30 protein-coding genes are annotated in these 22103 nt (G+C 60.5%); 2 read left to right on the top strand and 28 right to left on the bottom strand.

Annotated features, from left to right (window positions below; translation table 11 throughout):
* Positions 1 to 293: 293 nt before the first annotated feature.
* The 5 genes from BLS48_RS01185 to BLS48_RS01170 all read right to left on the bottom strand — a co-directional run bounded on the left by BLS48_RS01185 (position 294) and on the right by BLS48_RS01170 (position 2581).
* Positions 294 to 491, bottom strand: coding sequence for a hypothetical protein (locus tag BLS48_RS01185; RefSeq protein ID WP_091574921.1), 198 nt, complete (start codon positions 489 to 491; stop codon positions 294 to 296).
* Positions 488 to 1081, bottom strand: coding sequence for a hypothetical protein (locus BLS48_RS34765; protein WP_143019375.1), 594 nt, complete (start codon positions 1079 to 1081; stop codon positions 488 to 490). Before BLS48_RS34765 ends, BLS48_RS01185 begins: the two co-directional genes overlap by 4 nt.
* 348 nt (positions 1082 to 1429) lie before the next feature.
* A complete protein-coding gene (locus tag BLS48_RS01175; RefSeq protein ID WP_091574918.1) occupies positions 1430 to 1660 on the bottom strand; it encodes a hypothetical protein in 231 nt (76 codons plus the stop codon).
* Positions 1661 to 1669: 9 nt separating this feature from the next.
* Positions 1670 to 1834, bottom strand: coding sequence for a hypothetical protein (locus BLS48_RS35525; RefSeq protein ID WP_167364901.1), 165 nt, complete (start codon positions 1832 to 1834; stop codon positions 1670 to 1672).
* Positions 1835 to 2359: 525 nt separating this feature from the next.
* A complete protein-coding gene (locus BLS48_RS01170) occupies positions 2360 to 2581 on the bottom strand; it encodes a DUF768 domain-containing protein (protein WP_091574917.1) in 222 nt (73 codons plus the stop codon).
* Positions 2582 to 2682: 101 nt separating this feature from the next.
* Here BLS48_RS01170 and BLS48_RS01165 point away from each other — a divergent pair, with 101 nt between their 5' ends.
* Together BLS48_RS01165 and BLS48_RS01160 are read left to right on the top strand one after the other, a co-directional pair.
* A complete protein-coding gene (locus BLS48_RS01165) occupies positions 2683 to 3027 on the top strand; it encodes a hypothetical protein (RefSeq protein WP_143019374.1) in 345 nt (114 codons plus the stop codon).
* Positions 3008 to 3583 carry a hypothetical protein gene (locus tag BLS48_RS01160; protein WP_091574911.1) on the top strand — a complete coding sequence of 192 codons (576 nt, stop codon included), beginning with the start codon at positions 3008 to 3010 and terminating at the stop codon, positions 3581 to 3583. The genes BLS48_RS01165 and BLS48_RS01160 overlap by 20 nt, the downstream gene beginning before the upstream one ends.
* A gap of 37 nt (positions 3584 to 3620) precedes the next feature.
* Here the strand turns inward: BLS48_RS01160 and BLS48_RS01155 are convergent, their stop codons facing one another.
* From BLS48_RS01155 to BLS48_RS01045, 23 genes are all read right to left on the bottom strand, one after another.
* Positions 3621 to 4316, bottom strand: a complete 696-nt coding sequence (locus BLS48_RS01155; protein ID WP_091574909.1) for a DUF3102 domain-containing protein — start codon at positions 4314 to 4316, stop codon at positions 3621 to 3623.
* A gap of 261 nt (positions 4317 to 4577) precedes the next feature.
* On the bottom strand, positions 4578 to 6167 hold the full coding sequence (locus tag BLS48_RS01150; protein ID WP_091574907.1) for a DUF2460 domain-containing protein: 1590 nt from the start codon (positions 6165 to 6167) through the stop codon (positions 4578 to 4580).
* A gap of 17 nt (positions 6168 to 6184) precedes the next feature.
* Positions 6185 to 6931, bottom strand: coding sequence for a LamG domain-containing protein (locus BLS48_RS01145; protein WP_091574904.1), 747 nt, complete (start codon positions 6929 to 6931; stop codon positions 6185 to 6187).
* 15 nt (positions 6932 to 6946) lie between these two features.
* Positions 6947 to 8671: a hypothetical protein gene (locus BLS48_RS01140; RefSeq protein ID WP_244529487.1), complete on the bottom strand. Its 1725-nt coding sequence runs from the start codon at positions 8669 to 8671 to the stop codon at positions 6947 to 6949.
* A 111-nt stretch (positions 8672 to 8782) separates the two neighbouring features.
* Positions 8783 to 9025 (bottom strand): hypothetical protein, encoded by a 243-nt coding sequence (locus BLS48_RS01135; RefSeq protein ID WP_143019373.1) that lies wholly within the window; start codon positions 9023 to 9025, stop codon positions 8783 to 8785.
* Positions 9026 to 9314: 289 nt separating this feature from the next.
* Positions 9315 to 9686, bottom strand: a complete 372-nt coding sequence (locus tag BLS48_RS01130; RefSeq protein ID WP_091574897.1) for an HNH endonuclease — start codon at positions 9684 to 9686, stop codon at positions 9315 to 9317.
* The gene (locus BLS48_RS01125) at positions 9679 to 9879 is read right to left on the bottom strand and encodes a hypothetical protein (protein ID WP_091574896.1); all 201 of its coding nucleotides are present in this window, start codon (positions 9877 to 9879) and stop codon (positions 9679 to 9681) included. The genes BLS48_RS01130 and BLS48_RS01125 overlap by 8 nt, the downstream gene beginning before the upstream one ends.
* A complete protein-coding gene (locus BLS48_RS01120; RefSeq protein ID WP_091574893.1) occupies positions 9879 to 10106 on the bottom strand; it encodes a hypothetical protein in 228 nt (75 codons plus the stop codon). Before BLS48_RS01120 ends, BLS48_RS01125 begins: the two co-directional genes overlap by 1 nt.
* Positions 10103 to 10846: a Sec-independent protein translocase family protein gene (locus tag BLS48_RS01115; protein WP_091574890.1), complete on the bottom strand. Its 744-nt coding sequence runs from the start codon at positions 10844 to 10846 to the stop codon at positions 10103 to 10105. The genes BLS48_RS01120 and BLS48_RS01115 overlap by 4 nt, the downstream gene beginning before the upstream one ends.
* Positions 10843 to 11406: an ATP-dependent Clp protease proteolytic subunit gene (locus tag BLS48_RS01110; protein ID WP_167364900.1), complete on the bottom strand. Its 564-nt coding sequence runs from the start codon at positions 11404 to 11406 to the stop codon at positions 10843 to 10845. Before BLS48_RS01110 ends, BLS48_RS01115 begins: the two co-directional genes overlap by 4 nt.
* Before the next feature lie 126 nt (positions 11407 to 11532).
* Positions 11533 to 12051, bottom strand: a complete 519-nt coding sequence (locus tag BLS48_RS01105) for a hypothetical protein (protein ID WP_091574885.1) — start codon at positions 12049 to 12051, stop codon at positions 11533 to 11535.
* Between the two features lie 68 nt (positions 12052 to 12119).
* The gene (locus BLS48_RS01100) at positions 12120 to 12452 is read right to left on the bottom strand and encodes a hypothetical protein (RefSeq protein WP_208604568.1); all 333 of its coding nucleotides are present in this window, start codon (positions 12450 to 12452) and stop codon (positions 12120 to 12122) included.
* A complete protein-coding gene (locus BLS48_RS34760; RefSeq protein WP_143019372.1) occupies positions 12449 to 12763 on the bottom strand; it encodes a DUF6074 family protein in 315 nt (104 codons plus the stop codon). The genes BLS48_RS01100 and BLS48_RS34760 overlap by 4 nt, the downstream gene beginning before the upstream one ends.
* Positions 12760 to 13542 carry a hypothetical protein gene (locus BLS48_RS01095; RefSeq protein ID WP_091574881.1) on the bottom strand — a complete coding sequence of 261 codons (783 nt, stop codon included), beginning with the start codon at positions 13540 to 13542 and terminating at the stop codon, positions 12760 to 12762. Before BLS48_RS01095 ends, BLS48_RS34760 begins: the two co-directional genes overlap by 4 nt.
* Positions 13539 to 13742 (bottom strand): hypothetical protein, encoded by a 204-nt coding sequence (locus BLS48_RS01090; protein ID WP_091574879.1) that lies wholly within the window; start codon positions 13740 to 13742, stop codon positions 13539 to 13541. The genes BLS48_RS01095 and BLS48_RS01090 overlap by 4 nt, the downstream gene beginning before the upstream one ends.
* Positions 13739 to 13954 (bottom strand): helix-turn-helix transcriptional regulator, encoded by a 216-nt coding sequence (locus tag BLS48_RS01085; protein ID WP_244529486.1) that lies wholly within the window; start codon positions 13952 to 13954, stop codon positions 13739 to 13741. The genes BLS48_RS01090 and BLS48_RS01085 overlap by 4 nt, the downstream gene beginning before the upstream one ends.
* 124 nt (positions 13955 to 14078) lie before the next feature.
* A complete protein-coding gene (locus BLS48_RS01080; protein ID WP_091574878.1) occupies positions 14079 to 15263 on the bottom strand; it encodes a tyrosine-type recombinase/integrase in 1185 nt (394 codons plus the stop codon).
* Between the two features lie 903 nt (positions 15264 to 16166).
* Positions 16167 to 17225, bottom strand: a complete 1059-nt coding sequence (locus BLS48_RS01070) for an ABC transporter ATP-binding protein (protein ID WP_091574876.1) — start codon at positions 17223 to 17225, stop codon at positions 16167 to 16169.
* A 40-nt stretch (positions 17226 to 17265) separates the two neighbouring features.
* Positions 17266 to 18084 carry a carbohydrate ABC transporter permease gene (locus BLS48_RS01065; protein WP_091574874.1) on the bottom strand — a complete coding sequence of 273 codons (819 nt, stop codon included), beginning with the start codon at positions 18082 to 18084 and terminating at the stop codon, positions 17266 to 17268.
* Positions 18085 to 19023, bottom strand: coding sequence for a carbohydrate ABC transporter permease (locus tag BLS48_RS01060; protein WP_091574872.1), 939 nt, complete (start codon positions 19021 to 19023; stop codon positions 18085 to 18087).
* On the bottom strand, positions 19023 to 20360 hold the full coding sequence (locus BLS48_RS01055) for an ABC transporter substrate-binding protein (protein ID WP_091574869.1): 1338 nt from the start codon (positions 20358 to 20360) through the stop codon (positions 19023 to 19025). The genes BLS48_RS01060 and BLS48_RS01055 overlap by 1 nt, the downstream gene beginning before the upstream one ends.
* 62 nt (positions 20361 to 20422) lie before the next feature.
* Positions 20423 to 21082, bottom strand: a complete 660-nt coding sequence (locus BLS48_RS01050) for a GntR family transcriptional regulator (protein WP_091574867.1) — start codon at positions 21080 to 21082, stop codon at positions 20423 to 20425.
* 23 nt (positions 21083 to 21105) lie between these two features.
* Complete coding sequence (locus BLS48_RS01045) at positions 21106 to 21990, bottom strand: dihydrodipicolinate synthase family protein (protein ID WP_091574864.1); 885 nt, start codon at positions 21988 to 21990, stop codon at positions 21106 to 21108.
* Positions 21991 to 22103: the final 113 nt, after the last annotated feature.

Below are 22103 nucleotides of genomic sequence, written 5' to 3'. Positions count from 1 at the left end.
CTTGCCGGTCTCCTCATGCTCGCCCTTGGGAATGCCAGGTCTAGTCAAATACCAGGCGGGGCAGGTGGTAGAGGGAGACCCAGGATCAAAAACCTTCGGTCCGATATTGGAGAGGAAGTGCCCGGACTGCGCAGAACTAGTGAAGGCCGACGCGCGGATTTGCCGTTTTTGCCGGCATGAGTTTTGAGGGGTTGCGACCGAATTGACATCATAATGCCCTCGATTTCCGTGAGGCAGCATCAGGGCCGGTGCCATAGAAAACCGGCGGACATGCCGCCGGTCTCTTGTTGCCGTCAGTGACGGGTTTTTCGATATCGCCGTCCAACCGCGGCCAAGACGAAATCCGGTGACGCCCCCAGCGGAACAGCCTCGCGGTCGTGTTGCTCCTCAGTAGGCTCAGGCTCTCGATCGGTGTCGCCATCCATCTCGTCCAGCATTCCGATCATGTGCTCGATCGTCGCCTCGACCCTGCGTCGAAAGAAGGCGCTCATAAGTCGATCCATTCGATCGTGAGCCGACCACCTAAAGCCTTGATGCATTGGAGGATTGCGCGATAATTGTACGTCCCCCGGTTACCTCTCCAACATTTGCCTGTGAAATACCGTTTGGTGTTCGCGAAGGTGTCCAGATCGACCATTGTGATTTTTTGACGGAAGCACTGTTCACGCAGTTGATCCAGGAGTTCATTCCCCGTTGGTTTGTATCCGGGCTTCGCCCGAAGCAGCCCCATCCTTGCCGCCTGTCTTTCTAGGCTCCTCTGGGTGCGATTCGGGAACGCTTGCAGCAGTTGCTCGCGTGGTGTGCTGGCATACATTTTTCGAAACTGTGTTCGCTCTTTACCTGTCCATGGCGTCGAGCCCGCGCAGAGACCTAAAATGCCACACCGCATCTGGATTGCCCTGCGCGTACGGCTCGGGAGCGCTTTTACCAGCGTGGCGTAGTCGGGATGCAGACGGCGGCATGTTGCGTCCTCAGCCTCGCTCCAGACGCTCGCGCCATTTGGAACGACACCTCGCATTGCTATTCTGCGACGTTCCCGTGCCGCGTGGTTCGCATGTCTTGAAAAGTCGGATAGGTACATTCACGCTCTCTCCTCTCGTTGTTGAGCTTCTTTCCTTTGGAGGTTTGATGCTGTGAACCCGCGACACCGTCGCCAGCGCATGTGAGGGTGGAGGACTTGCCGCCATCACACTATAGAGCCACGAGCTTTGTGCCCGTGAATCCCGCTATTATCCCCTCTCTCAAGTCAGCTGTGGAGTCTCGCTTCCGCGATCACGCCATAAACGCCAGCCGGACAAATCGGCCATGTGTGCGGGGCGGCGGACCTGACGGTTCGTCTGGCCGGCGCTTGCCCAAAGCCCACCCCCGCCAACTGGCGCCGGCCTTTTCTCTACATTCAAATGTCGGCCTCCAGTCGCGGTTGCGCTGTCTACTGCGAACGCTCGACCGCAAATGTTGGCGCGTCATACCCCTCACCGGCCTGGAGAAATTCAACGACAGCAGCCATGAGGCGCTCGGCCACAACCCTGTTCATGGCCAGATCAATCGTGCCGCTGTCGGTTTCCAGGTTGAGCAGTCCAATTAGCGGATCCGCTGACAACAGCGTCGTATCAGCGGCGAGCAGTTTGGTGAAACCGGTTTTCGAGGGTCTGTGCTTCATGACGCAACCCTACCGCTTTTTGGCCTTCGGCGTGATCTCTTCAACTCGCACCTTATCGCCGATCTCCTTCGCCATCTCCAGGGCCGCCTGCTTGTCCTTGGTGGTCAGCACTGTGCGCCAGTGCGGCTTCTCGAAAACGCTCACGACGTAGGTTGTGGCCTGCTTGTCGGTCATCGCGTCCCTTCCACTTGAAGCCCGAAGCCCGCGCCTCTAGCGGAGAGCGCGGGCCGACCAGATGGTGCCTGATCTTCGGAAGGTGACGGGGTGAAAGTCACCTGCCGCAAGCATCAATAATTAGAGTCGGCTAATGTTCCGTCAATTCGTTGGCAGGGGTGAGCTTACCTTGGTTCGAAAGTCGGCTTCCAGTCGCGATTTTGGCGCTCCCGCTGCTGGCCTTCATAGTCAGGAACTACCGTGAAGAACACCGGCCGGCGATCGCGGCCCGCGGCCTTGCATTTCGAGCAGCCGAAGATCCCAACCAGATCCTGATGCATTGAGCCATGATTGGCGCCGAGCCGGTCGATCAGCGCCTGGATGTCGAGCTTTATCGACTTGCAGCACCTTGGCCGCCCGTGAAACCATGTTCGTCAATTGCGGGCACCCGATGTGTCGGCGAGGGTCTTTGACATGGCGATCTCCATTGAAGGGGTCGCCGCAACGGGAGGATTATATTCCTTGTCTGGGGCTCGGTGGCAACGGCTATTCGGTCAAGCCAGGCTCGAAATGCACAATCGCGTCGAGGATCGTTTGATAGAGGCTGTCGACCTCTTCGTCGATCTCTTCCCGCTTGATACCGAGCGCCTTGGCGTCGGCGATCAGTTTGTGCGTGAGCTCGTCGACGGAGATGACGTCCGCCTTCGTCGTCTCAGGGACGTTGTTGGCAAGCCATTGATGGAGGAAGTTGATACCGCGTGTGCTCATGCGGCGATAAGCTGCGCGCGAATATTAGGTTCCGCGACGACCTATCTTCCCAATCTCTGCAAAACCATAAATAATGCAGAAAAAGGGCAAGGGGGGATAAAATGGCCAAAAGACCAACGAAAGGCCGAGCTGCGGATGCTCCAGAAAATTGGCGAGAGCATTCGCCTGCGTCTAAGCAGTTTGTGGCTGGCGAACCCGGCGATCAATACATATTTGTAGATGGTGCTAGAGGTTTCGCTATATCTGGCGGCGTGGCTAGATTTTTGCTCACGCAAGAGATTTACGACCCAGATTCCGGCCCGATCAATGTTGCGGCTACTCGAATAGCGATGCCGCTCCCATCATTTTACAACTTGCATAAGTGGATGACGACAATTCTTGAGCAGCTGAAGGCTCAGGGCGTCGAATTTGAGGCAGGGGCGGTCGATGACAGCGGCAACTCCTAGGGGGCGTGTAATTGCCTTCCCGAGTTCGACTGAACCGGCCGCGGAGCGAAAACTCGCCAGTAACGACTTCTATGAGAACGTCCAATTTTCGGATACGACGGAAGGCGAACCCGTAACCGGATACGGCCTTACAAACGACAACGGAGCGAGTCAGAGTGCTGATATGACTGCTGTCACGCGTGAAGAGTTGGATGCAAAACTTGATCGTTCCGAGGCGCGGATCGAGACGGTTGAGACACGCATCAACGCATCTTTGGATAGGCTCTCGGGTGAGATCCACTCGCTTCGTGCTGAAGTAGGAGCCAAGCCGGGGTTACTCCAACTGGTTTCGGTAGGCGTGGCCTCAGCGGTAACGATCATTGGCACCATTCTTGCGGTCTTGGCCTTCGGAGGTGATCGTTTCGATGGCGGCGTCCAGGTTAGTTCTATCAGCGTCCAGCAGGCTCAGGACGCCAAGCAAAAATCAGACGAAACTGCCAAGAAGGTCGACGATTTCATCACAAAGGTGGATGCCGTCCTGAACCATTTGGCGGAAAGCACGAAGCCGAAGCCCTAAACAAACCCCGCCAGGGAGCGTTCCGCCGGCCGCTGTCCTACACCGCCGATGCGCCCGGCCCGCTCTGGCGCTTCCCTGTGGCCAGCGCCATGCACTGATGCGCCATCGACCGCGACAGGCCTTCCTGCTTGTCGAGCCATGGCCCGAAATGGCCGTGCGGCAGTGACGCCTTGGCCTCCAGCAACTGGCGCCCGATCGCCAGCTTGCGATCTTCGGAGAGCCGAGTTCCAGTTGATCGACCTTTTGCGGCCTCGCTGGCTCGGATGCGATTATCGACGCGTGGGGCGCCGCCCTGCCGCTGCCGCGCCAGCATGTAAATCATGCCCGCGAGCGCGTGGCCCTGGTGAACTATGCCGCGGAGCTCAGAGGCAAGCGCCATCATTGGCCCGAGCGGGATGATGTCGAACATCTCGAGCAGCGCTGCGGTGTGTTGCTCGACCAAGTCGGGACAGGCCCGCAGCAGGTCAGAGATGGCCACCAGCGAAGTTTCGTCGATCAGGGCGTTGTTGCCCCGCCCTTCAGCCAGGATGCACATGACGAGGCGCGCATGCTCGACGCCGTGGCGATCGATGATCCGCCTGATCGTGGCGACGGCTCGGGTCTCTCCCGGAAGCGGGTAGGCCGATTTGCTGACAATCCTGACGTCGAATTCCTGGCACAGCGCTTTCACGCGAGGATCGACGACCATGCCGGAGGGGATATCGCGAGGAAGAGGGTCTGTCCTTGCCAGCATGCCGCGCCTCGCTGTGAACGTGGCGGATATTGCATAAGTCGCGGCTTATAGGCAAGGCGACCGAGGGGGGATTCACATTTGGCGCTGGCGGATCTATGTTGCCGCCATGGACACGGTCTTTGACGATCTTGCCGAAGCCCTCACAGCGCCCCGCACAGACGGTTGGCGCCCTGTCCGCCTCTTCGCCCTCGACCTTGCCACCAAGCTGTTCCTAGGCCTTGCTCTCGGCCTAGGCATTGGCATTGGGATGGCGATCGCCGGCTAGGCCCGAGGATATGCTGCCGTCGGCACGGTGAAGCCGCTGTCGGATGCGTAGCGAGCAACACCATAGGTGACCCTCAGTTCATCGATCCAGCCATTGAGCGGAGCCAGCGTCGGAAATCCCGGTACTGAGCCGATGCCAAACAGGCCTGTGCCGACGTTCATCGATTGCGCATATGTGGCACTCGCCACCATGGTTCCATCGCGATAGACCCGGAATTTATTGGTGGCATCACGGTCAACCGCGAGGTGATACCAGGTGTCCACCGTTGGCGTCCAAGCGACCGAGGTGTCGCGAGTTACCGAAGTTGTGTCCATCATCCTGAAGGAAAGCGATCCGGCATTCAGCCAGAAAAACCATGATGGTTCTGCCGTTGCTGATCCCCACTGGCCGCAGAATGCCTCTGTGGTGCCGAAGCCCGTCGCAAAGCGGACAAACAGCTCGACCGTGAACCGTCCGGCACCAAAGTTGAAGTCGGCACTATTGGGTGAAGTGATTGCATCGCCTGTCCCATCGAACAACACCGAACTGGCGCCAAATTTGAATTGCGCAGTATCGACCTGGGCGTTGCCCACCGCCGTCAGGACATGGTTGGAATTCGATTCATCATCAAACGCTGTAGAGGTGTCTACGCCCTCGAAGCCAGAAAGGAAGACAACGCTCGCAAAATCCGGGTCACTGACCACCACAACGATGCTGAAAGACGCAAGGTCGGCCGTAGCGCCAAGGTTGTCAGTCACACGGATCACGATCCCGGAGGACGTGCCAAGGGTCGTTGCCGTACCAGAGACCACGCCTGTTGAAGCGTCCAGCGACAGTCCCGCCGGCAAAGATCCGCTAAAGACTGAAAAAACGTAGGGAAGCGCGCCACCGACCGCCGAGACCGTGAAGCCGGCATATGCGACATCCTTGCCGGCAATCAGAACAGGTGTTCCGGAAATGGCTAAAGCACTTGGAGGTGCGACAAGATCGGGCTTCGGAACGCGCCGTTCCTGCAAGGTGAAGGGTCCAGCAGATGCAAAGGCGTTCGATGTACCCGGCCCAATCGGAAGCGTGACCGGATTCAGGTCTGCCTCGTACCCAACCGGAATTAGAAAATCGCAACTGACTGTGATTGCCTTGCCGGCCGCCGGAGGACGATCATCCCTGAAAATTATCCAGCCGTCTTCTTGGTTGAAGTCGACGGTTTCAACTTGTGTCACGCCGTCGAGCTTGACGACCAGGTTCGAGACAATCGCAAGCGGGCGCCGATAAGGCCGGTTGTCGTCGGCATAGGTTTTCGTGATCCGAAATTCTGTCGTGATCCCGTCGCCCGTTCCGATGTTCTCGTCGGTCAAGGTGTTGTCCAGGGGATCGCGCAACGGGAAAGTGTGCATCGCACCGCGGCGGCCGAGCACATGCGCGATAAACGCCTGGATTTCGGCAATGGGCCGGTTGGTCAGTGAGGCTTCATACCGCCAAAACGCGACAGGCCAGTCCTGATTGCGATCCTCATATCCGCCAGCAAGCGGGGTGACGGTCGTTTGAAAGACCGGTCCCATCCGCATATCGAGAGCAAATTTGTTGTTGATGGCAACGGAATCGACCATGGCAATTGTCTCCGATTTCAGCTGCGCGGGTAAGCAGTGACGGGAACGGTGAAGCCGCTATCCGAGGCATAGCGCGCCACGCCCTTTGTGATGCGAAGTTCGTCGATCCACCCCGGCGTATCGTAGACCGGGAAACCCTCAACCGATCCGATCCGCAGATTGTTTGGCGAGTTGCGGAATGTCTGGCTGTTCGTTGCGCTGCCTACCATCACGCCATCGATGTAGACGCGCACCTTACCTGTGGCGTCCCGATCGGCCGCAAAGTGGAACCACTGATTGGCGACATTGGTGATCAAACCGCTGTTAGCATCTCTCAACGTGCCGCCGCTGTCCATGAACCGGAAACGTATCTGGTTGATTACAGCATTGTCAGCATAGAAGGCCCAGGCATCATTGGCTGTGCTGCTACTCCACTGGGAAGCGATACAGTACGTGTTGTCGACGCTGCTGAGCCGGACGAAAGCCTCAACGGTGAACTGGCCGGAGCCAAAGTCCCAATCGGCGCTGTCAGCCAGGGAGAGGAAATCGCCGCTACCGTCGAGAAGCAGCGAACTGGTCCCGAATTTGAACTGAGCGGTATCGATTTGGGCGTTGCCGTTGAAGGTCACTGTTTTGGCTGACGAGCTCTCGTCGGCTGTTGAGGTCGTACCATCCGCACCCTCAAACCCGAGAAGCAGAACCACGTTGGCGAAATAAGGATCTCCGCCACCACCGCCGCCACCGCCGCTGCCCGTGCCGTACATCATCCCTGTTGAACACAGCATGGAATTTCTCCTTTCCTATGCCCTCGATGCTTCGGTCGTGAGTGTGTTGAACATTTCACGGGCTTGCTGCTTCGCCGTTTCGGTGCTCACGCCAGGCGCGGCGTAATAGTTCAAGGTTACGGGGTTGCCCGGCTGCTGGACGTTGACCGATGTGTTCGAGGTGCCATCGCTGGCCGTGGATGGAAGCGTGAGCTGGCCAACGTTCCCGGCGTAGGAGGTCATCCCAGGAATGAACACCTGATCGTGCGTCAGGAAGCCATTGCCGGCCGTTGTGCCATCAGCGGTGTCGTTTTTCTGCACCAGGGCGTTCAGGATGTCCGATGACAGCACGACGTTCGTGCGCGCGACGTCGGCCAGGCTGTTGATGATGATGCTCTGCTGCGAAATCTGCTGCTGCGCATAGCCGCCTAGGTCTTTGCTCAACCCGTCGATATAGTTCTTGGTGTTGGTGTCCAGCTTCGACACGTTATCGGCGGTTTGCTGGGTGTTGTCCGACGTCTTGTCGACGGCCGGCTTGAGCACGCCGACGCCTGATCCGTTCACGTTCGACTGGTAGTCGAAGCTCTGCGATGGCAGCGTGATTGCATTCGGATCGCCACCGAAACGATGGACCGTCGGCAGCGGATTGGATGCGGCGGCTGCGGCATTCACAGAACCCATCGACTTCAGCAGATCATCGAACGCGCCGGAGGCATTGTTGGCCGCCGCCTCGGCAACGACCTGCGTGCGGCGCAACTCGTCCTGAAGCCGCTTGAGGTTGGCTTCGGCATCATCGATCTGAATTCCGACGCCGATCCCGCGCTGCGACAGCTTCTGAAGGTCAATGATCTGCTGCTCGACTGACGCAATGTCCGCGCTGATCTCGGCGGCACTGCGATGCGAGGCCGCGCTCATGCCGTCGAAGGCGTTGGCGACCTTGTTGGCGAGCAGATCAGAGTTCGATGTGTCACCACCGATCAGCCTGAAGAAATTCGCAACGCTTTCATTGGCCATGAACTGCTCGACGTTGCCGGCGAAGGTCGAAAGTTCCTTCGCAAACTCGGCGAAGCTTTCCGCCAGCTTCACGACAAGAGGCCCGGCCTTGACCGCCGCTTCGGAAAGATTGACGTCGAGAACTTTCGCCAGAACGTCGAGCTTGTCATCCAACTCGCCCGCCTTCTGGAGGAGGTTGTCGGGGATGATGATGCCCATATCCAGGGCCGTTTTTTTCATTCGCTCGATGGAGGCGCTCCCCTGGTCCAAAAGCCGCGCCATTTCCACGCCACCCTTGCCGAACACGACAGACGCCAGAGCCGCTTGCTCGGCCGCGTCCTTCGTGTTCATCATGGCGTCCGCCACTGCCTTCAAGCGCTCTTCCTGGTCCTTCGCGTTGAGGATGTTCTGCAACAATGCCGGGTTGAGCTTTTGAAGGCCTGAGAACAGCGCCCCGGTGCCTTTCTCGGCCAGGCCAGCGTTTTTGGCGAAGATATTCAGCGAGGAATTCAGGGATTCCTGATCGATGTTTGCCTGCTTGGCAGAGAAGCTCAGGGCTTGGAAAGTATCGGTGCGCAGCCCGGCCGAACGTGAGTTGCTGGCGATCTCGTCGAACTCGGAAATTGCCTGCTTGGCCCTGTCGAGGATCCCGCTCAGCGAGCCCAACGCGGCGATGCCGGCGCCGGCCAGGAGGCCCGATCCGAAGTTCTTCAACGTCGCGCCCATCGCAGCGGTATTGCGCTCGACGGCTGCGACGGCTTTCGCCATCCTACTGCTCTGCGTCTCAACCGTGGTCGCGGCCGACTTGAAGCCGGTCGCAAACTTGGCGGCGTTGGTCGACAAGTCGATTGAAATTGAGCCGACAGTTGCAACCATGGCTTATGCACTCCCTTGGGTTTCAATGGCTGCAGCCTCCGTTGCCAGCACCGCGTTATGTGCGGCAAGCCAGCCACTTAGGGCGGTTTCCACTTCCTCAATCGCCTGAAGGCCCGAGCCGCTGATTTGGAAAGCCATCTCGATGCCGGCCACGATCAGGTTGCGCGCCGCGGCAATCTGCTGCTCTTTGCGCGCCTCGTCGGCCGCTTCCGCGCGATCGCTCCAGTACGTTGCGGGCTTGCTCATGCTGCCGCGCTCCGGTTTTTGCATCCACGGACTGGAAAAACTCCGGTTTCGACATCCACGGAGTAAAAAAACCTCGGAAAAATAGCCGTTGGCGAATGGATGGCAGACGGCTCAAAGCCATGTGGCGCAAGGGTTAGAGCCCGCTGAGTATTTCCCCCATTTTGCCGGTTTCGCCCAAAATCGTGCGAACAGGAAAAAAAACCTGCGAATGCCGGTGCAGCGGCTCTTTGGCCAAAGGCGGTTTGACAAAAAAACCGCCCCCCCGGAGGGCTTTCAAGAGCCTGGTCCATCAGTACCAGACCCCACGCGGCGTCGGGTCACGCCTCTCCTCGGCTTGCTTCTTCGAACTGTGACAGCTCGTGCAAAGGCACTGAAACGGACCGGACCAGAACAGTTCCTCATTGCCGCGGTGAGGAACGATGTGATCGCAGATGAGCTTACTGGTGCGGGGTTCGATCTTGCCACATATGCGGCAGGTGAAGCGGTCGCGGAGCAGCACGCCGAGACGGAGCTTCTTCCACTTGGCGCTGTTGTACCAGCGCTGCGATACCTCGGTGCGGGAACGGAACGCCGATCGTTCGCGCTCGTCGGCCGGACCAGCCACGTTGAGCCGTGGCGGCATGCTGGAGAGCGCCGGCTTAAGGTTCGCGAGCTTAGCCATAAAGCGCCTGCCATTGGCCTGGCCGTACTGCCTGGACCCATTCGTCGGCAAGGAATTGTGCCGGGTCGATCTCGATCGGCAGATCAAACCACTGGCAGACGTCGTCGTCGACGTTGGCACAGTGGCCGATGACGATGACCGAGCGGCGATCGTCATGAGCGAGGACGGCTTCAACGGAGACGATGGCCGGCATCACTGCACTCCTTCATGGCGAGTCCAGTGAAGGTTGCGATGGTTCAGCCATTCGCGGCCTGAGAAGGTGGCTGGGTCGATTGGCGCCGGCAGATCGACCGAAGCGATGTAGACGACGCTTTCATCCGGGGTGTGGCCGGTGAACATGACGTGTTGATCGTCCTCGCAGAGCACCTCATCGATGCGATCGATATCGCTGGGGGTGTTGTCGTTGGCAAAGGTTCTCATGGCCTGGCGTCCCGACCCTTTTTCACCATCAGCTTCCAGCCGAGCCCGTCACCGGGTTGCAGTCCGGTCGCCGATTCCAACTCGCAATGCCAAGATGATCCCTGGTGTGTGCAGACATCGCCGCGGCGGTAATCAGTGCCTTGGCTCCACACGCCTCTATAGGACATGGTCGGCCGAGCCTCGACTTCAGCCAGGCGCTTCTCGATGGCCGCGCACCGCTGGCTGAGCCAGAGGTGATGAGCGTCACCTTGGGCCGCGATCATGGCGACCAAGTCCAGTTCTACCTTTTGGTCAGGGCGGCATCCGGCTTCCTTGAGGCCGAGATTCTTGCGGTAAATCGCCCATTCGACCATGCGCTCGAAAGTGTCGGAGAAGGTCTTGTGGTTTTCCTCGGTTCTGGCGATGGCGGGATATTCCGGCGCATGCACCGGCTTGAGCTCCCACTCGCGATACACCTTGGCAGGCGTCGCTGGTGCCTGTTGACGTTTAGGCTCTGCCAAGTCGCCAAGCTCGACGTCGAAGCGATCCTTTTGCAGCTTGTCGACGTGACCGCGCAGCGCCCGGATCTGGGTTTCGAGCCGCTTCTGCAATTCCGCGTTTTGGTCGAGCGGGTGCTTTTCCTGGTCCGCATTGGAGGCGGCGCGCTTGTCAGCGATCTGCTTCTCAAGGCGCTCGATCTCGACGTCGATCTTCCTCAGATCGGCTTGACGCTGGTCGACAATGACGGGGCGCTTCGTCATGTCGCTGCCTCGATCTCGTGGATGAGCCCATGCTGCAGGCACCATTCAAGCGACTGCGGTTCGTCCTTTGCGGCCTCGATCGCCAATTCGGCGAGATCGGCGCCGGACCGATCGGCGATCACATTCAGATATTCGCAGTCGTGGTTGCGCAGATGGCGCATCGCCTCAAGGTGCCGATAAATCGTCCACCTCTCACGATGATCGGGACGGTCGGCAGTCAGATGCATCAGAAATTGGCAATCTGCTGGTGCCACGCGATGGTCGCAGGCCATTGCGACAAGCACGCCGGCCGACATGCACCGCTTGCCGAGCTTCGCCCGCTTCGTGCCAGGGTGCCAGCGGATGGCACGATAGATCCGGACGGCAGCGGCATAGTCACCGCCCTCACTGTCGATCAGCAAGTTGATAGCAGGGCACAGGCGAGCCGCCTCCAACTGGTCGTGCGCATTCAAGGCCATGGCGTCGTCGATCTCGCCGATGATGCGAATTTCAGCCATCTCGACGAGGGACATCCGTGCTCCGTCACGATCAATTTCAGCCTTGGCTCGAACGTCGGCCATCAGCCAGTTGCAAGGCTCCAGACTGCCGCGGCGGCGCTCCAATGCAGCCGGGAGAAATTCCGCGAACTGTTCCTCAAGAGCAGCCAGTCGGCCAAGGATTAGGTCGGTGCTCATAATCGCTCGCCGTCAGCGGTTCGCATGATCGAGCGCCGCCCGGACGAGGCGGAGACGTTCGATCGCAGGGGCGCAGACGCCCGGAAGACGGCTGATCTTGGCCAGGTCGAAGGTGCCGGATCGAGCCTTGAATTTCGCTCCATGGTCGAGCAGCGCTTCCAGGTTGTCCACCGCCTCGTCGATGGCGTCGCGAAGCTGCTTGATCGGGCCCTCGAGCGCAGGCCCGATGCTCGCCTCATAAGCGCGTACCGTCTCGTCGCGTCGAGCTTTCGCCGCGGCCTCGGCTTCGAACAGCGGCGCCAGCGCCAGGCCGAGTTCTTCAACTTCGGCGTGCCTGATTTTCGGAGGTTGCCCGAGAGGCTGATTGTGCAGGAGATGGCCTGCCTCGACGTGGCGCCGTTGTCCTGCCTCTCGGTCTGCAATGGCCGCCTGCAGCGCCTTCTCGGCCTCGGCGATCGCCGCCGGCCGCTCGGGGATTTGGAGCAACGATTCGAAATCAGGTGTAGGCGAAGACTTCAGGCGGGCCAACATTCAGATCTCCCGGAAACCAAATCACCAGCCGAATCTAACCCAGGCCCGCTAGCCGTAACCGGTAGGCGTTACGCGTGCTTCTTCGCAAACTGGTGGCACATCAAGGCGAAGGCCTCGCGGAGTTTTTCCGCGTCGTGCTCGTGCTGCGGGTTCAAAGCGCCGGCCTCAATCAAGGCGGTCCTCATCGGCCGATCGATAACGGCGAGAGCAGTGATCGCGTCGACGCGGCCGACCTCGTCGCGATGGGAGTTGACGCGGCAACCCGCGCAGCAAAACCTGGCATCGGCGCGCTTGCCGGCGAGGCTGTTGCCGCAACGCTGGCACATCCGATCGGCCGCGCCCATGGCGTCACCGTCCAGCCGGCCAAAAATTACGGCGGCGCTTCGGTAGGCTGGTGTCACGCGGCATCGCCTCCAGGCTGGTGCGCCTCGTGCCAATCGCTCCAAGCCAGCCGCTGCATTTCGCCATGGACGTCGAGCGCGAACTTATCGACTTTGGCCTGCACTTCGGCGCCGGCGATTCCTATCGCGGCGAGATCCTGCTGAATGCCTCGGCATCGCTCGCGCCATAGGCGATCGGCGGCTGGCCCTTGGATGTGCTCCAGCTCTCGCGCCGTCCTACGAACAAGGGCGGCAAGCGGGTCTCCTGGAAAGGGGATGATCTCCGCCGTTGTCGGGGATGCTAGAACGAACTCCATCTGTTCGCCTTTCATGCTGCTTCCTCGTTGATCTTGTCGCCACTCCCATGGGGCGCCGCCCCTTGGTACCCCGCCGGGGGATGATCCCCCGAACCCCGACGCCCGGCTTTGCCGGACGATTGCTTCGAGATCACAGGGACGGGTGGGATCGTTGGCACAAGTGTGTCGCCACCAGTATGAAGTACTTCTACTCGCGACTGACCTGTGCCACGGCGATACCAAGTCCGCCGGCTGATGCCTTCAACCTCCCATGGTTTGTCCCGAGATACGGCATGCGCAGCCAGATAGGAGGCGCGATCAACCTTGCCGGCGGCTCGTCGTTTCTGCTCGACAAGGGAACGGTCGCGCTCGCGTTTTCGCTGCTTGGTCAATTCCTGTCGATCCTGCAGAGACATGTCGCAGGCCCCGATCGTATTGAGCCCGAGCCGTGTGCGTTCCTCCATGCTGACCATCAGCATGCCGGCCACACCATTGGCGCTCATCATGTGCCGTCGCTTGGCCGCCGCAGTCGCGATCAGCTTGATCAGGTCCGGCGAGGCCCATGGCGCCCACCGCGCGCACCATTGCCGCATGTCCTGGCCAGTGCAGGAGAATGCGGCCGCCCGGATGTAGAGATCGGCATCGTCTGTCTCGGGCAATACTGACCCGTGCCGCGCCTTGATGACTTTCTCGATCTCACGGAGCCGCATAAGTGCCGGAGATGCTTTCCACGATGATCGGTTGCGCTTGACGCGACCAATCTGCCCAAGCGCATAGCGCTCTGCCCTGGTCAACTCGGAAAGCTTGGACTTCATGCGGCGCGCGCCCGAATGAGATGGCTTTGCCTGATAGCCTCACAGCATTCGATCGCTGTCAGATTGAACATTTCCCGCATGGCAGGGACAAGCGGCGCCGGCCGCTGCCGGGGTGGCGTTGTGGCGAGCCATTGCGCGGCCTGGTCGATCGATGCCGAATGCTGATGCTCCGGCGGGCTGAGGTTCAGGGCGGCACTCATGCGGCCACCTCGTCACGATGAGCGATCTGCTGATCGATCCAAGTTTCAATCTCATGCTCGACGTAGGCAATGCGGCTTCCATCGCCGAGTCGGACAGGCTGGGGGAATGTCTTGGCCTTCACGCGAAGCCAGATCGCGGTGCGCGATAGGCTGGTGCGCGCGCAGGCTTCGCGCTGATTGATCAGGCGTTTTGCGGGCTGAGTCTGGGGCAAGGGGCGTTACCTCAAAATTGAAGTAACAGCTATTACTATAGGAAGATTTTTCGAAAACAACTAGCGAAGGCTGTGGATACCCTGTTTTTAAGGGTTTCCACGGTGCTATTTTGTTCCGAGAGGTTTATTTGGTCAACCTACTGAGGTGTTCGGCCCATAATGTCATTGCCGCTCGCTTTTCCGCCTCGTATTTCGCCCGGTTGTAAACCCCGGCAACGCCCGCGCGGAATCCGCTGACATGGTTGAGGAGCGCTTCCACGATATGCGGCGCGACGCCAATCTCGGCCATGCCGGTTGCGACCGTCCTGCGGATATCGTGCGGCGACCATTGTTGATTGGAAAACTGCAGCTTTAATCTGGTCGCCTGGGCAACCGCGTTGCTCTCGATCGGCTGGCCAGTCCGGCTGAACAGCGGCGCGTCCGGCTCGTCCTTGTCGGTGCGGAGAATTGCCGCCTCGACGATGGCAAGGGCAGGGGCGGATAGCGGCACGGCGTTCTCTATGCCGTTCTTGGTCCGCTCTCGGGGAATGACCCAGGTCGCCGCGGCGATGTCGACCTCGGAGCGCATCATGCCGGCAACCTCTCCGCTGCGCTGCCCGGTCAGCATCAGCAAGCGGAGGATGTCGGCCACGGCCGGGCTTAGGCCGGCCACGTACAGCGCCCGCCATAGTCCCTTGATCTCGACATCGGAAAGCACGCGCTCGCGCCTGACGGGCTTGCTGCGCGGCTTTACGCCCACGACTGGCGACGAGACGAGGTAGTCGCTGTCGACGGCCCAATTGAACAGCTTGCGCACCACGGCCAGAATGTTGGTCGATGCCGCGCCTTTGCCTGCATCCGCCTTGGCGTCGATGATGTCGAGCACGTCCCGGCGTTTGACGGCCGATGCCTTCATTTTGCCGACGGTCGGGTAGACCTCACGTTTCAAGATCCGCTCATCTTCTGCCCAGGTCTTTTTCTGGCGCTTGGCGTACTTGTCGATGTAGATCCCGCCAAGCTCCTCGACCGTCAGGGAAGCCCGTGCAACGCGTTTCCGTTCGGCAGGGTCTTCGCCCTCGGCGACCGCGCTCATGGCCTTCAGCGCCTTCGCCCTGGCTCGTTCCAGCGTGATCGCGGGGTAACGGCCGAGCGTGACGCGCTGGCGGGCGCCGTCGCTCTCCCGGCTGTATATGACGGTCCAGGTTTTGACGCCGGTGGGATTGACGCGAAGCACCAGCCCGCGCACCTTGTCATCCCAGAAGTCGGTGCGCTTTTCAGCCGTGATCGAGCTTACGAATTTGTCGGTGAGATTCGTCCGCTGCCGGGCCACTGCAAACCTACTGATAATTTCGGCCCGAAAAATGCTCGGGGTTCTGTCCGGGGTTTACCACGACTGGACAATATGAAACAGCGATGAACGGGAATAACGCGACTTTCCCACAGATGCCCGGCTTTGCGAGCGTTCATTCTGTCCATTGCGTTCATGATGTAACGCCAGACAGCCCTTTTAATCAGTAGGTCATGGGTTCGAATCCCATCGCGCTCACCAAAATATCAGTAAAATCAATAGTTTGTGGAACGTTGGTGCTAAATCCCATGTCCGCAAATCGGGTCCGCACATTGACCGCAAAAAAGCCCGCCATCGTGAGGCAGCGGGCTATGGGTAACGACTCTGCTGCCGATCAGTGAGGTCGGATTCCGACACCCAGTCGCATCAATGGTGCGGGCGAATGTCCACGAGGGCGCCGGCGGCGGCGTTCTCCCAACCTTCCGGTCCTTTCATACAGGGAAAGACAAGTGCCTGCTCGGTCATCCTCGTCAAGGTCGCCGTCAAGGACGGAAGTTCGAGCTCGTAAACCGTACGGGCGCTTCAGTCGGTCAGGTGACAGGCGAGAGCAGCCCGGCTGCTACCGTTGCCAGGCGCTCGCGCTTGGTCAGGACTGGCTTTTCATACGTCTTCTTCATGGCAACCCCCAGTTTCTCCTTCAAGCCGTAAATTTGCCTTAGGTCGGAAAAGCATGTCAACCACTGCGCCTCGAGTAGATTGGGACTCATCTAGACGGTGTTGCAGATGTGCCATAGGAAGCCCGCCTCGGGTCGCTTGCCCCACCCGAGACGGGCCATAGAAGCTGTAGAGGCAACTTCCGAGCCTTGGCCACGGGGAGTTAAACCAAGGCAAGATCAGAACTTCGACGTGTGAAGAATGTTCCTGCTGGGGATTTCACATCGAATCCTACAGTCGCCGGCCGGTTTTGGCGTCGAACAGATGAGCACAGGCGCGGTCGATCTCGATGCGCACCTGCTCGCCCTGCTTCAGGGCTAGCCGCTCGCGGAAAAGGCAGGAGATTTCCTCGCCACCACAATCCACCCTGGCGAAGATTTCCGATCCTGTCGCTTCCAGAAGCGTGACCTTGCCGAGGATGCCCTGGGCAGTCGCACGGATATGTTCGGGGCGTATTCCGTAGACGAGTTCGCCCCCCGATGCATGCGCCGGATGGACGCCTTCCGGCAACGGCAGGGTCAGTCCACTGGTGCTGCGGAAAATCCCTTCCTCGACGCGGCCGGCAATGAAGTTCATGGCTGGCGAGCCGATGAAGCCGGCAACGAAAAGATTGGCCGGGCGATCGTAAAGATCGAGCGGCGCGCCGATCTGCTCGACAAGGCCGTCATGCAGCACGACGATCTTGTCGGCCATGGTCATCGCCTCGATCTGGTCATGCGTGACATAGATGGTGGTGGTGCCCAGCCGCTGGTGCAGCGCCTTGATCTCGCCGCGCATCTGGACGCGCAATTTGGCGTCGAGATTTGAGAGCGGCTCGTCGAACAGGAAAACCTGCGGATCGCGCACGATGGCGCGGCCCATGGCGACGCGCTGGCGCTGGCCGCCGGAAAGCTGGCGCGGGTAGCGGTCGAGCAGCTTGTCCAGGCCGAGAATGTTGGCGGCCCTGCCGACGCGACTGGCGGTGTCGGCCGGATCGGCTTTCTTGATCTTCAGGGCAAAGCCCATATTGTCCGCCACCGTCATATGCGGGTAGAGCGCGTAGTTCTGGAACACCATGGCGATGTTGCGGTCCCGCGCCCGCAGATTGTTGACGACGCGATCGCCGATGGCGATCCTGCCGCCCGAGATGGTTTCGAGCCCGGCAATCATGCGCAGCAGCGTCGATTTTCCGCAGCCCGACGGCCCGACCAGGATGACGAACTCGCCATCGGCGATATCGACGCTGACATCGTGAATGATCTTGGCGGACCCGAAAGCCTTCTGCACATTGTTGATTGTCACCGATGCCATTGGTTTTTCCTCGAAAAGAGTGTGATGCCGGACCGTGCCTTCAGCCGCCCTTGACGGCGCCAGCGGTCAGCCCCGCGACGATCTGCCTTTGTGCAAACAGGGTCAGAACCAGCACCGGCAGCGTCACCACCAGTGCGGCGGCGGCGAGCGGTCCCCAGCTCACCTGTTCGTAGGAGAGCATGTTGTAGACGGCCACCGGCAACGTGCGCGTCTCGCGGCTGGCGAGCACTACGCCGAAGACGAAATTGTTCCACGAGAAGATGACCGACAGGATGAAGGCGACGACGATGCCCGGCTTGGCGATGGGCAAGGCGACCAGCCGGAACACCTGCCAGGCGCTGGCGCCGTCGATGTTGGCTGCCTCTTCCAGCTCCATCGGCGTGGTCTCGAAATAGCCGATCATCACCCAAACCACGATCGGCACCGTCACCACGAGATGGATGATGATCTGCGGCCACAGCGTGCCGAGAATGCCGACCCATTGGAACAGCAGGAACAACGGGATGAGATAGGAAAGCCCCGGCGTCATGCGGGCGATCATGATGACGACCGCCGACCGTTCGGCCTTGAGCCGGGCGATGCCATAGCCAGCCGGCACGCCGATCAGCAGCGCCAGCAGTGTCGCGGTGCCGGTCACCAGAACCGAGTTCCAGAAATAGAGCAGGAAATTGTTTTCCTCGAACACCTTTGCATAGTTCGACCAGGCGAGATGTTCGGGGATCAGGATCGGCGGATAGGCACCGTTGTCGATCTCGAATTTCAACGACAGTGAGATCATCCAGAGGAAGAACAGGATCGCCGGCGAGACGAAGACGAGAGCCGCGAAAAACAGCCCGATCCGGTTGAGTAGTGAACTCATCTATTTGCCCTCCACGCCGATCCACTCGGAGCGCTGGCGCAGCATCAGGAGGATGAAGGACAGAGCGACGATGACGATGAAGAACACCACGGCCATGGCCGAGCCATAGCCGACATCGTAATAGGAGAAGGCGGTATTGTAGAGATAGATGTTGATGGTTTCCGAGGCCGTCCCTGGCCCCCCTTGGGTCATCGCGTAGATGATGTCGAAGCTCTTCAGCGCATCGATGGTGCGGATGATCATCGCGATCATCAGGAACGGCGCGATCATCGGCAGAGTGAGGTAGCGGAACTGCTGCCAGGCATTGGCGCCATCGATTTCGGCGCTCTCGAACGGCTCGCGCGGCACCGACGCCAGCCCGCCCAACACGATCAGCATCACCAGCGGCGTCCACTGCCAGGTCTCGACCGCGACCAGCGAGGGGATGACGGTGTTGGTGTTGAAGATCCATTCCTGCGCCGGGATGCCGACCAGCGACAGAAGGTAGTTGAGCACGCCGAGCTGGGGATGGAACATCATCGTCCAGACCAGCGCCACCGCGACCGGCGTTGCCATCATCGGCATCACGAAGACGCCACGCAACAGACCGCGCAGCGGAAATTTGGCGTCGAAGATCAGCGCCGCGACTGTGCCGAGGAACATCGGCGCGGCAACCGAGAGGGCCGTGTAGGTCAGCGTGTGGATAAGCGATTCCCAGAAGCGTTGGTCGACAGCCAGCCGCAGGTAGTTTTCCATCCCGGCAAAGCTTCGCGACTGGCCGAGCGTCCAGCGGTTGACGCTCATCCACAGCGTGAAGGCCCAGGGAAAGACGATCACGGCGCCGACGACGACAAGCGCCGGGACGACGAAAGGCCAGTAGTTGGGAGCCAGGCGAACCGCCTGGCTCTCTTCGATGGCTTGCGTCGTCACCCCGGTGCGTTCTGGGGTGGTGGCGGACATCAGCCTTGCTCGCTCCTGTCGAGGACTGGCTGGAATTGTTCGGTGGCCTTCTTAAGCTCTTCGGCCGGATCCGCACCGGCGATCAGGTTGGTCAGCGCCACGCCATAGATGTCGCGGAACTCGGTGACCGGGATGATGACCGGCAGCGACAGCCGGCTGACATTGCCGGAGCCAACCACCGCATCGAGCCAACTCGCCGGCATGGTGACGCCTTCGCGCACCTTGGGATCTTCAAGCACCGATTTGCGGAACGGCACGCCCGCGCCAGCCTGCAGCAGCCGCGCGCCCATGACCGGCGACACCGCCCACTGACAGAAGAGATAGGCGGCCTCCTTCTTCTCGCTGGCGGCCGTTACGCCGATGCCGTCACCGAACGTGCCCGCCGCGTGCGCCTTGGGCCCCTTGGGCATGACGCCATAGCCGACCTTGCCGACCACTCGCGACTTTTCCGGATTTTCCATCGGCGGGGCAAAACCCACGCCGTCGAACCACATGCCGATCTTGCCTTGAAGGAACGCGGACTGCGCTTCGGCCCAGTTGAAGCCGGTGACGCCTGGAGGAGCGGACTTGGTCATCAGCCGTTGGTAGAGGGCGGCGGCCTCGATCGCTTCAGGTGACGTCGTGCGCAGCTTTCCCTTGTCGTCGAGCGGCGTCATGTCGTAGCCGAGCATGATCGACGTCCACACCGGGGTGTTGGCGTTCTTCAGGCCGCGGGCGACGAAGCCGTAGGTGTTGGTCGACGGGTCGGTCAGCGCTTCGGCGGCGGCCACCAATTGCTCGAACGTTTCAGGGTATTTGAGCCCCTTGGCCTCGAACAGCTCCTTGTTCCAGTAGACGATCCAGTAGTCTACCGAGAAAGGCAGCGAACGCAGGACGCCCTGGCCATCCTTGGCGAACAGCATGCCAGCGGCGGCGAAATCGCTTTCGACCAGCCCGGGATCGGTGAGGGTGGGATCGGCCAGATAGCCGGCGATGTCGGCCAGCCAGCCGCCCTTTTCGAACTGCCGTTTCTGCACATGGTAGCTCAGATGCACGACGTCGAAGCTCGGCTTGCCGGAGCTCAGTTCGATCACCGTCTTCTGGCGCTGCTGCTGTTCGGGCGTCGCCTCGGCATTGACCTTGATGCCGGTCAGTTCCTCGAACTCGGCGAGATATTTTATCAGGGTGTCGCTGCGCGGGCTCTTGACCAGATTGACGTCAAGCGTCGTGCCGGCAAACCGCTTCCAGTCGACGCCCACGGCAAAACTCGGGCGGACACCCGCAATGCCGGCGGCGGCAAGTGCCGCGGTTCCCTGGAGGAGTTGCCTCCTGGTTGGGTTGAACAGATTGGACGACATTTCTTCCTCCCGGTTGCTGTCGTTGTGGATTGCGCCGCGACCGCGGCGCGGCTCATGCTTCCTCAGATTTGCAGCGCCAGCCGGCGCGCCTTGTCGATATGCAGGCTGATCGCCTCCACCGCCTTCTGCGGGTCGCGGCTCTCCATGGCTTCGATGACCGCCAGGTGCTCGCGCATGACCGGCACGACGCGTCCGTCGATGCGAAAGCGCTCCTGATGGATCAGCCGGATCTTGACCGAGTTGACCAGATAGGCCTTGGCGATGATCTCGTTGCCCAGTGCATTGATGAAGGTGTCGTGCATCGCCCAGTCGATGTTCTGGGCCTTGGCTTCCATTTCCGGCGTCGGCGTCTGCGAAAGGGCTTGCGCCAGCATCTCCTCGTGTTCGCGCCGCAGGCGAGCAAGTTCGTCATCGGAAGCGCTGGCGGTGAACAGCGCCACTGCTTCACGCTCCATGAACAGTCGGAACTGAAAGGCCTCGCGGATGAGACTGATGTCGATATGGGCAATCTGCATGCCACGCTGCGGGATCGTCGTCAGAAGTCCTTCGGCCTCGAGACGCGGCACGATTTCGCGAATGGCGCCGAGCGGCAGTCCGGTGAAGGCAACCAGTTCGCGCTGCGATACGAACTGGCCCGGCAGCAGATCGCGAGCCAGCAAATGCCGCGTGAAGCTGGCATAGGCTTTTTCCCTAAGGGTGGTCGGTTCGCTGCCGTCTTCCATTTCAGGGCGTATCCCTTTGCCGGTCAGGCCGGCTCCGTTGCAAACAACCTGTCATAGGCGGCGGCAAGCTGTTGCCGCCCCTGCAAAGCGATCGGCTCGAGCGGTGGGCGGACCGCCAGCCAGCGGTCGTCGCCGGTCTTGCGCGCCACCATGACTTTCACCGCCGGCGTGACCGGATATTTGAGCAATTCGAGCACGAAGCTCTCGACGCGCGCATCGTCGCGTCCGTCCTCGGCCATGGCGCGGATTTCGCCGGTAACGAAATTGGCCATGCCGGAGATCGCGCCTTGAGCACCCAATCGCACCGCGCGTGCCAGATGGCGTTCGTCACCGATCAGGATCACCAGATCGCCATGCGCGCCGAGCAGGGCCTCGCTGTAGCTCCAATCCCCGCCTGAATCCTTGACACCGGCGACAACATCCGGGAACGCGGTGCGCAGCCGGCCGATCAGGCCAAGCGAAAGCTGCACCATCGTGACCGAGGGGATGTTGTAGAGCAGCACGCCACGGGCGAGGGGACCAAGCGCGGCAAAGACGGCGGAAAACCAGCCGAAAAGACCGTCTTCTCCGACATTCTTGAAGTAGCTCGGCGGCGCAAGGAGAATGTTGCGGGCGCCGCGCTGCAAGGCATGTCGGGCCTGTTCGGCGGCGTCTTCGGCGGCGTCGACCAGCACGCCGGCAACGATCTGCCGTGGCAGAATCCCGGCTGCCAACATGGCTTCGGTCACCGACCGTCGTTCCTGGGCGCCTACCGACGCGCCCTCACCAGTGGTGCCGAAAAGCGTCACGCTGCCACAACCCTCGGCCAGGCAACGCCTGGCCTGCGCGACCATGGGGGCGATGGCGATCTGCCCGGAGGCGTCAAAAGGCGTGGCGAGGGCGGCTGAAAGGCCAAAGCGTGATGTCACCAGGAAGTCTCCGAAAGAAGCTTGCAGGTAGTGATAGCTCACTAACATGTTAGTTGTAAACCGGGCTCGTGCTTTTTTTCAGAGTCCCCGCATGGCGACGGCCTGCTCTCGTT

Source organism: Mesorhizobium qingshengii (genome assembly GCF_900103325.1).
Taxonomy (GTDB): domain Bacteria; phylum Pseudomonadota; class Alphaproteobacteria; order Rhizobiales; family Rhizobiaceae; genus Mesorhizobium; species Mesorhizobium qingshengii.
Note: the sequence above shows the minus strand (reverse complement) of the source record. Positions and strands in the feature narration are given on the sequence as shown.

Coding starts and splice junctions, on each gene's coding strand:
- BLS48_RS01125 (WP_091574896.1), bottom strand. CDS start 9,879: ATGCCGGCCATCGTCTCCGTTGAAGCCGTCCTCGCTCATGACGATCGC.
- BLS48_RS01060 (WP_091574872.1), bottom strand. CDS start 19,023: ATGTCCGCCACCACCCCAGAACGCACCGGGGTGACGACGCAAGCCATC.
- BLS48_RS01140 (WP_244529487.1), bottom strand. CDS start 8,671: ATGGCGAAAGCCGTCGCAGCCGTCGAGCGCAATACCGCTGCGATGGGC.
- BLS48_RS01135 (WP_143019373.1), bottom strand. CDS start 9,025: ATGAGCAAGCCCGCAACGTACTGGAGCGATCGCGCGGAAGCGGCCGAC.
- BLS48_RS01110 (WP_167364900.1), bottom strand. CDS start 11,406: ATGGCCGACGTTCGAGCCAAGGCTGAAATTGATCGTGACGGAGCACGG.
- BLS48_RS01130 (WP_091574897.1), bottom strand. CDS start 9,686: ATGGCTAAGCTCGCGAACCTTAAGCCGGCGCTCTCCAGCATGCCGCCA.
- BLS48_RS34765 (WP_143019375.1), bottom strand. CDS start 1,081: ATGTACCTATCCGACTTTTCAAGACATGCGAACCACGCGGCACGGGAA.
- BLS48_RS01160 (WP_091574911.1), top strand. CDS start 3,008: ATGACAGCGGCAACTCCTAGGGGGCGTGTAATTGCCTTCCCGAGTTCG.
- BLS48_RS01090 (WP_091574879.1), bottom strand. CDS start 13,742: ATGAGTGCCGCCCTGAACCTCAGCCCGCCGGAGCATCAGCATTCGGCA.
- BLS48_RS01105 (WP_091574885.1), bottom strand. CDS start 12,051: ATGTTGGCCCGCCTGAAGTCTTCGCCTACACCTGATTTCGAATCGTTG.
- BLS48_RS01175 (WP_091574918.1), bottom strand. CDS start 1,660: ATGAAGCACAGACCCTCGAAAACCGGTTTCACCAAACTGCTCGCCGCT.
- BLS48_RS01070 (WP_091574876.1), bottom strand. CDS start 17,225: ATGGCATCGGTGACAATCAACAATGTGCAGAAGGCTTTCGGGTCCGCC.
- BLS48_RS01050 (WP_091574867.1), bottom strand. CDS start 21,082: ATGGAAGACGGCAGCGAACCGACCACCCTTAGGGAAAAAGCCTATGCC.
- BLS48_RS34760 (WP_143019372.1), bottom strand. CDS start 12,763: ATGAAAGGCGAACAGATGGAGTTCGTTCTAGCATCCCCGACAACGGCG.
- BLS48_RS01165 (WP_143019374.1), top strand. CDS start 2,683: ATGGCCAAAAGACCAACGAAAGGCCGAGCTGCGGATGCTCCAGAAAAT.
- BLS48_RS01170 (WP_091574917.1), bottom strand. CDS start 2,581: ATGAGCACACGCGGTATCAACTTCCTCCATCAATGGCTTGCCAACAAC.
- BLS48_RS01150 (WP_091574907.1), bottom strand. CDS start 6,167: ATGGTCGATTCCGTTGCCATCAACAACAAATTTGCTCTCGATATGCGG.
- BLS48_RS35525 (WP_167364901.1), bottom strand. CDS start 1,834: ATGACCGACAAGCAGGCCACAACCTACGTCGTGAGCGTTTTCGAGAAG.
- BLS48_RS01145 (WP_091574904.1), bottom strand. CDS start 6,931: ATGCTGTGTTCAACAGGGATGATGTACGGCACGGGCAGCGGCGGTGGC.
- BLS48_RS01155 (WP_091574909.1), bottom strand. CDS start 4,316: ATGCTGGCAAGGACAGACCCTCTTCCTCGCGATATCCCCTCCGGCATG.
- BLS48_RS01055 (WP_091574869.1), bottom strand. CDS start 20,360: ATGTCGTCCAATCTGTTCAACCCAACCAGGAGGCAACTCCTCCAGGGA.
- BLS48_RS01065 (WP_091574874.1), bottom strand. CDS start 18,084: ATGAGTTCACTACTCAACCGGATCGGGCTGTTTTTCGCGGCTCTCGTC.
- BLS48_RS01115 (WP_091574890.1), bottom strand. CDS start 10,846: ATGACGAAGCGCCCCGTCATTGTCGACCAGCGTCAAGCCGATCTGAGG.
- BLS48_RS01185 (WP_091574921.1), bottom strand. CDS start 491: ATGAGCGCCTTCTTTCGACGCAGGGTCGAGGCGACGATCGAGCACATG.
- BLS48_RS01095 (WP_091574881.1), bottom strand. CDS start 13,542: ATGAAGTCCAAGCTTTCCGAGTTGACCAGGGCAGAGCGCTATGCGCTT.
- BLS48_RS01120 (WP_091574893.1), bottom strand. CDS start 10,106: ATGAGAACCTTTGCCAACGACAACACCCCCAGCGATATCGATCGCATC.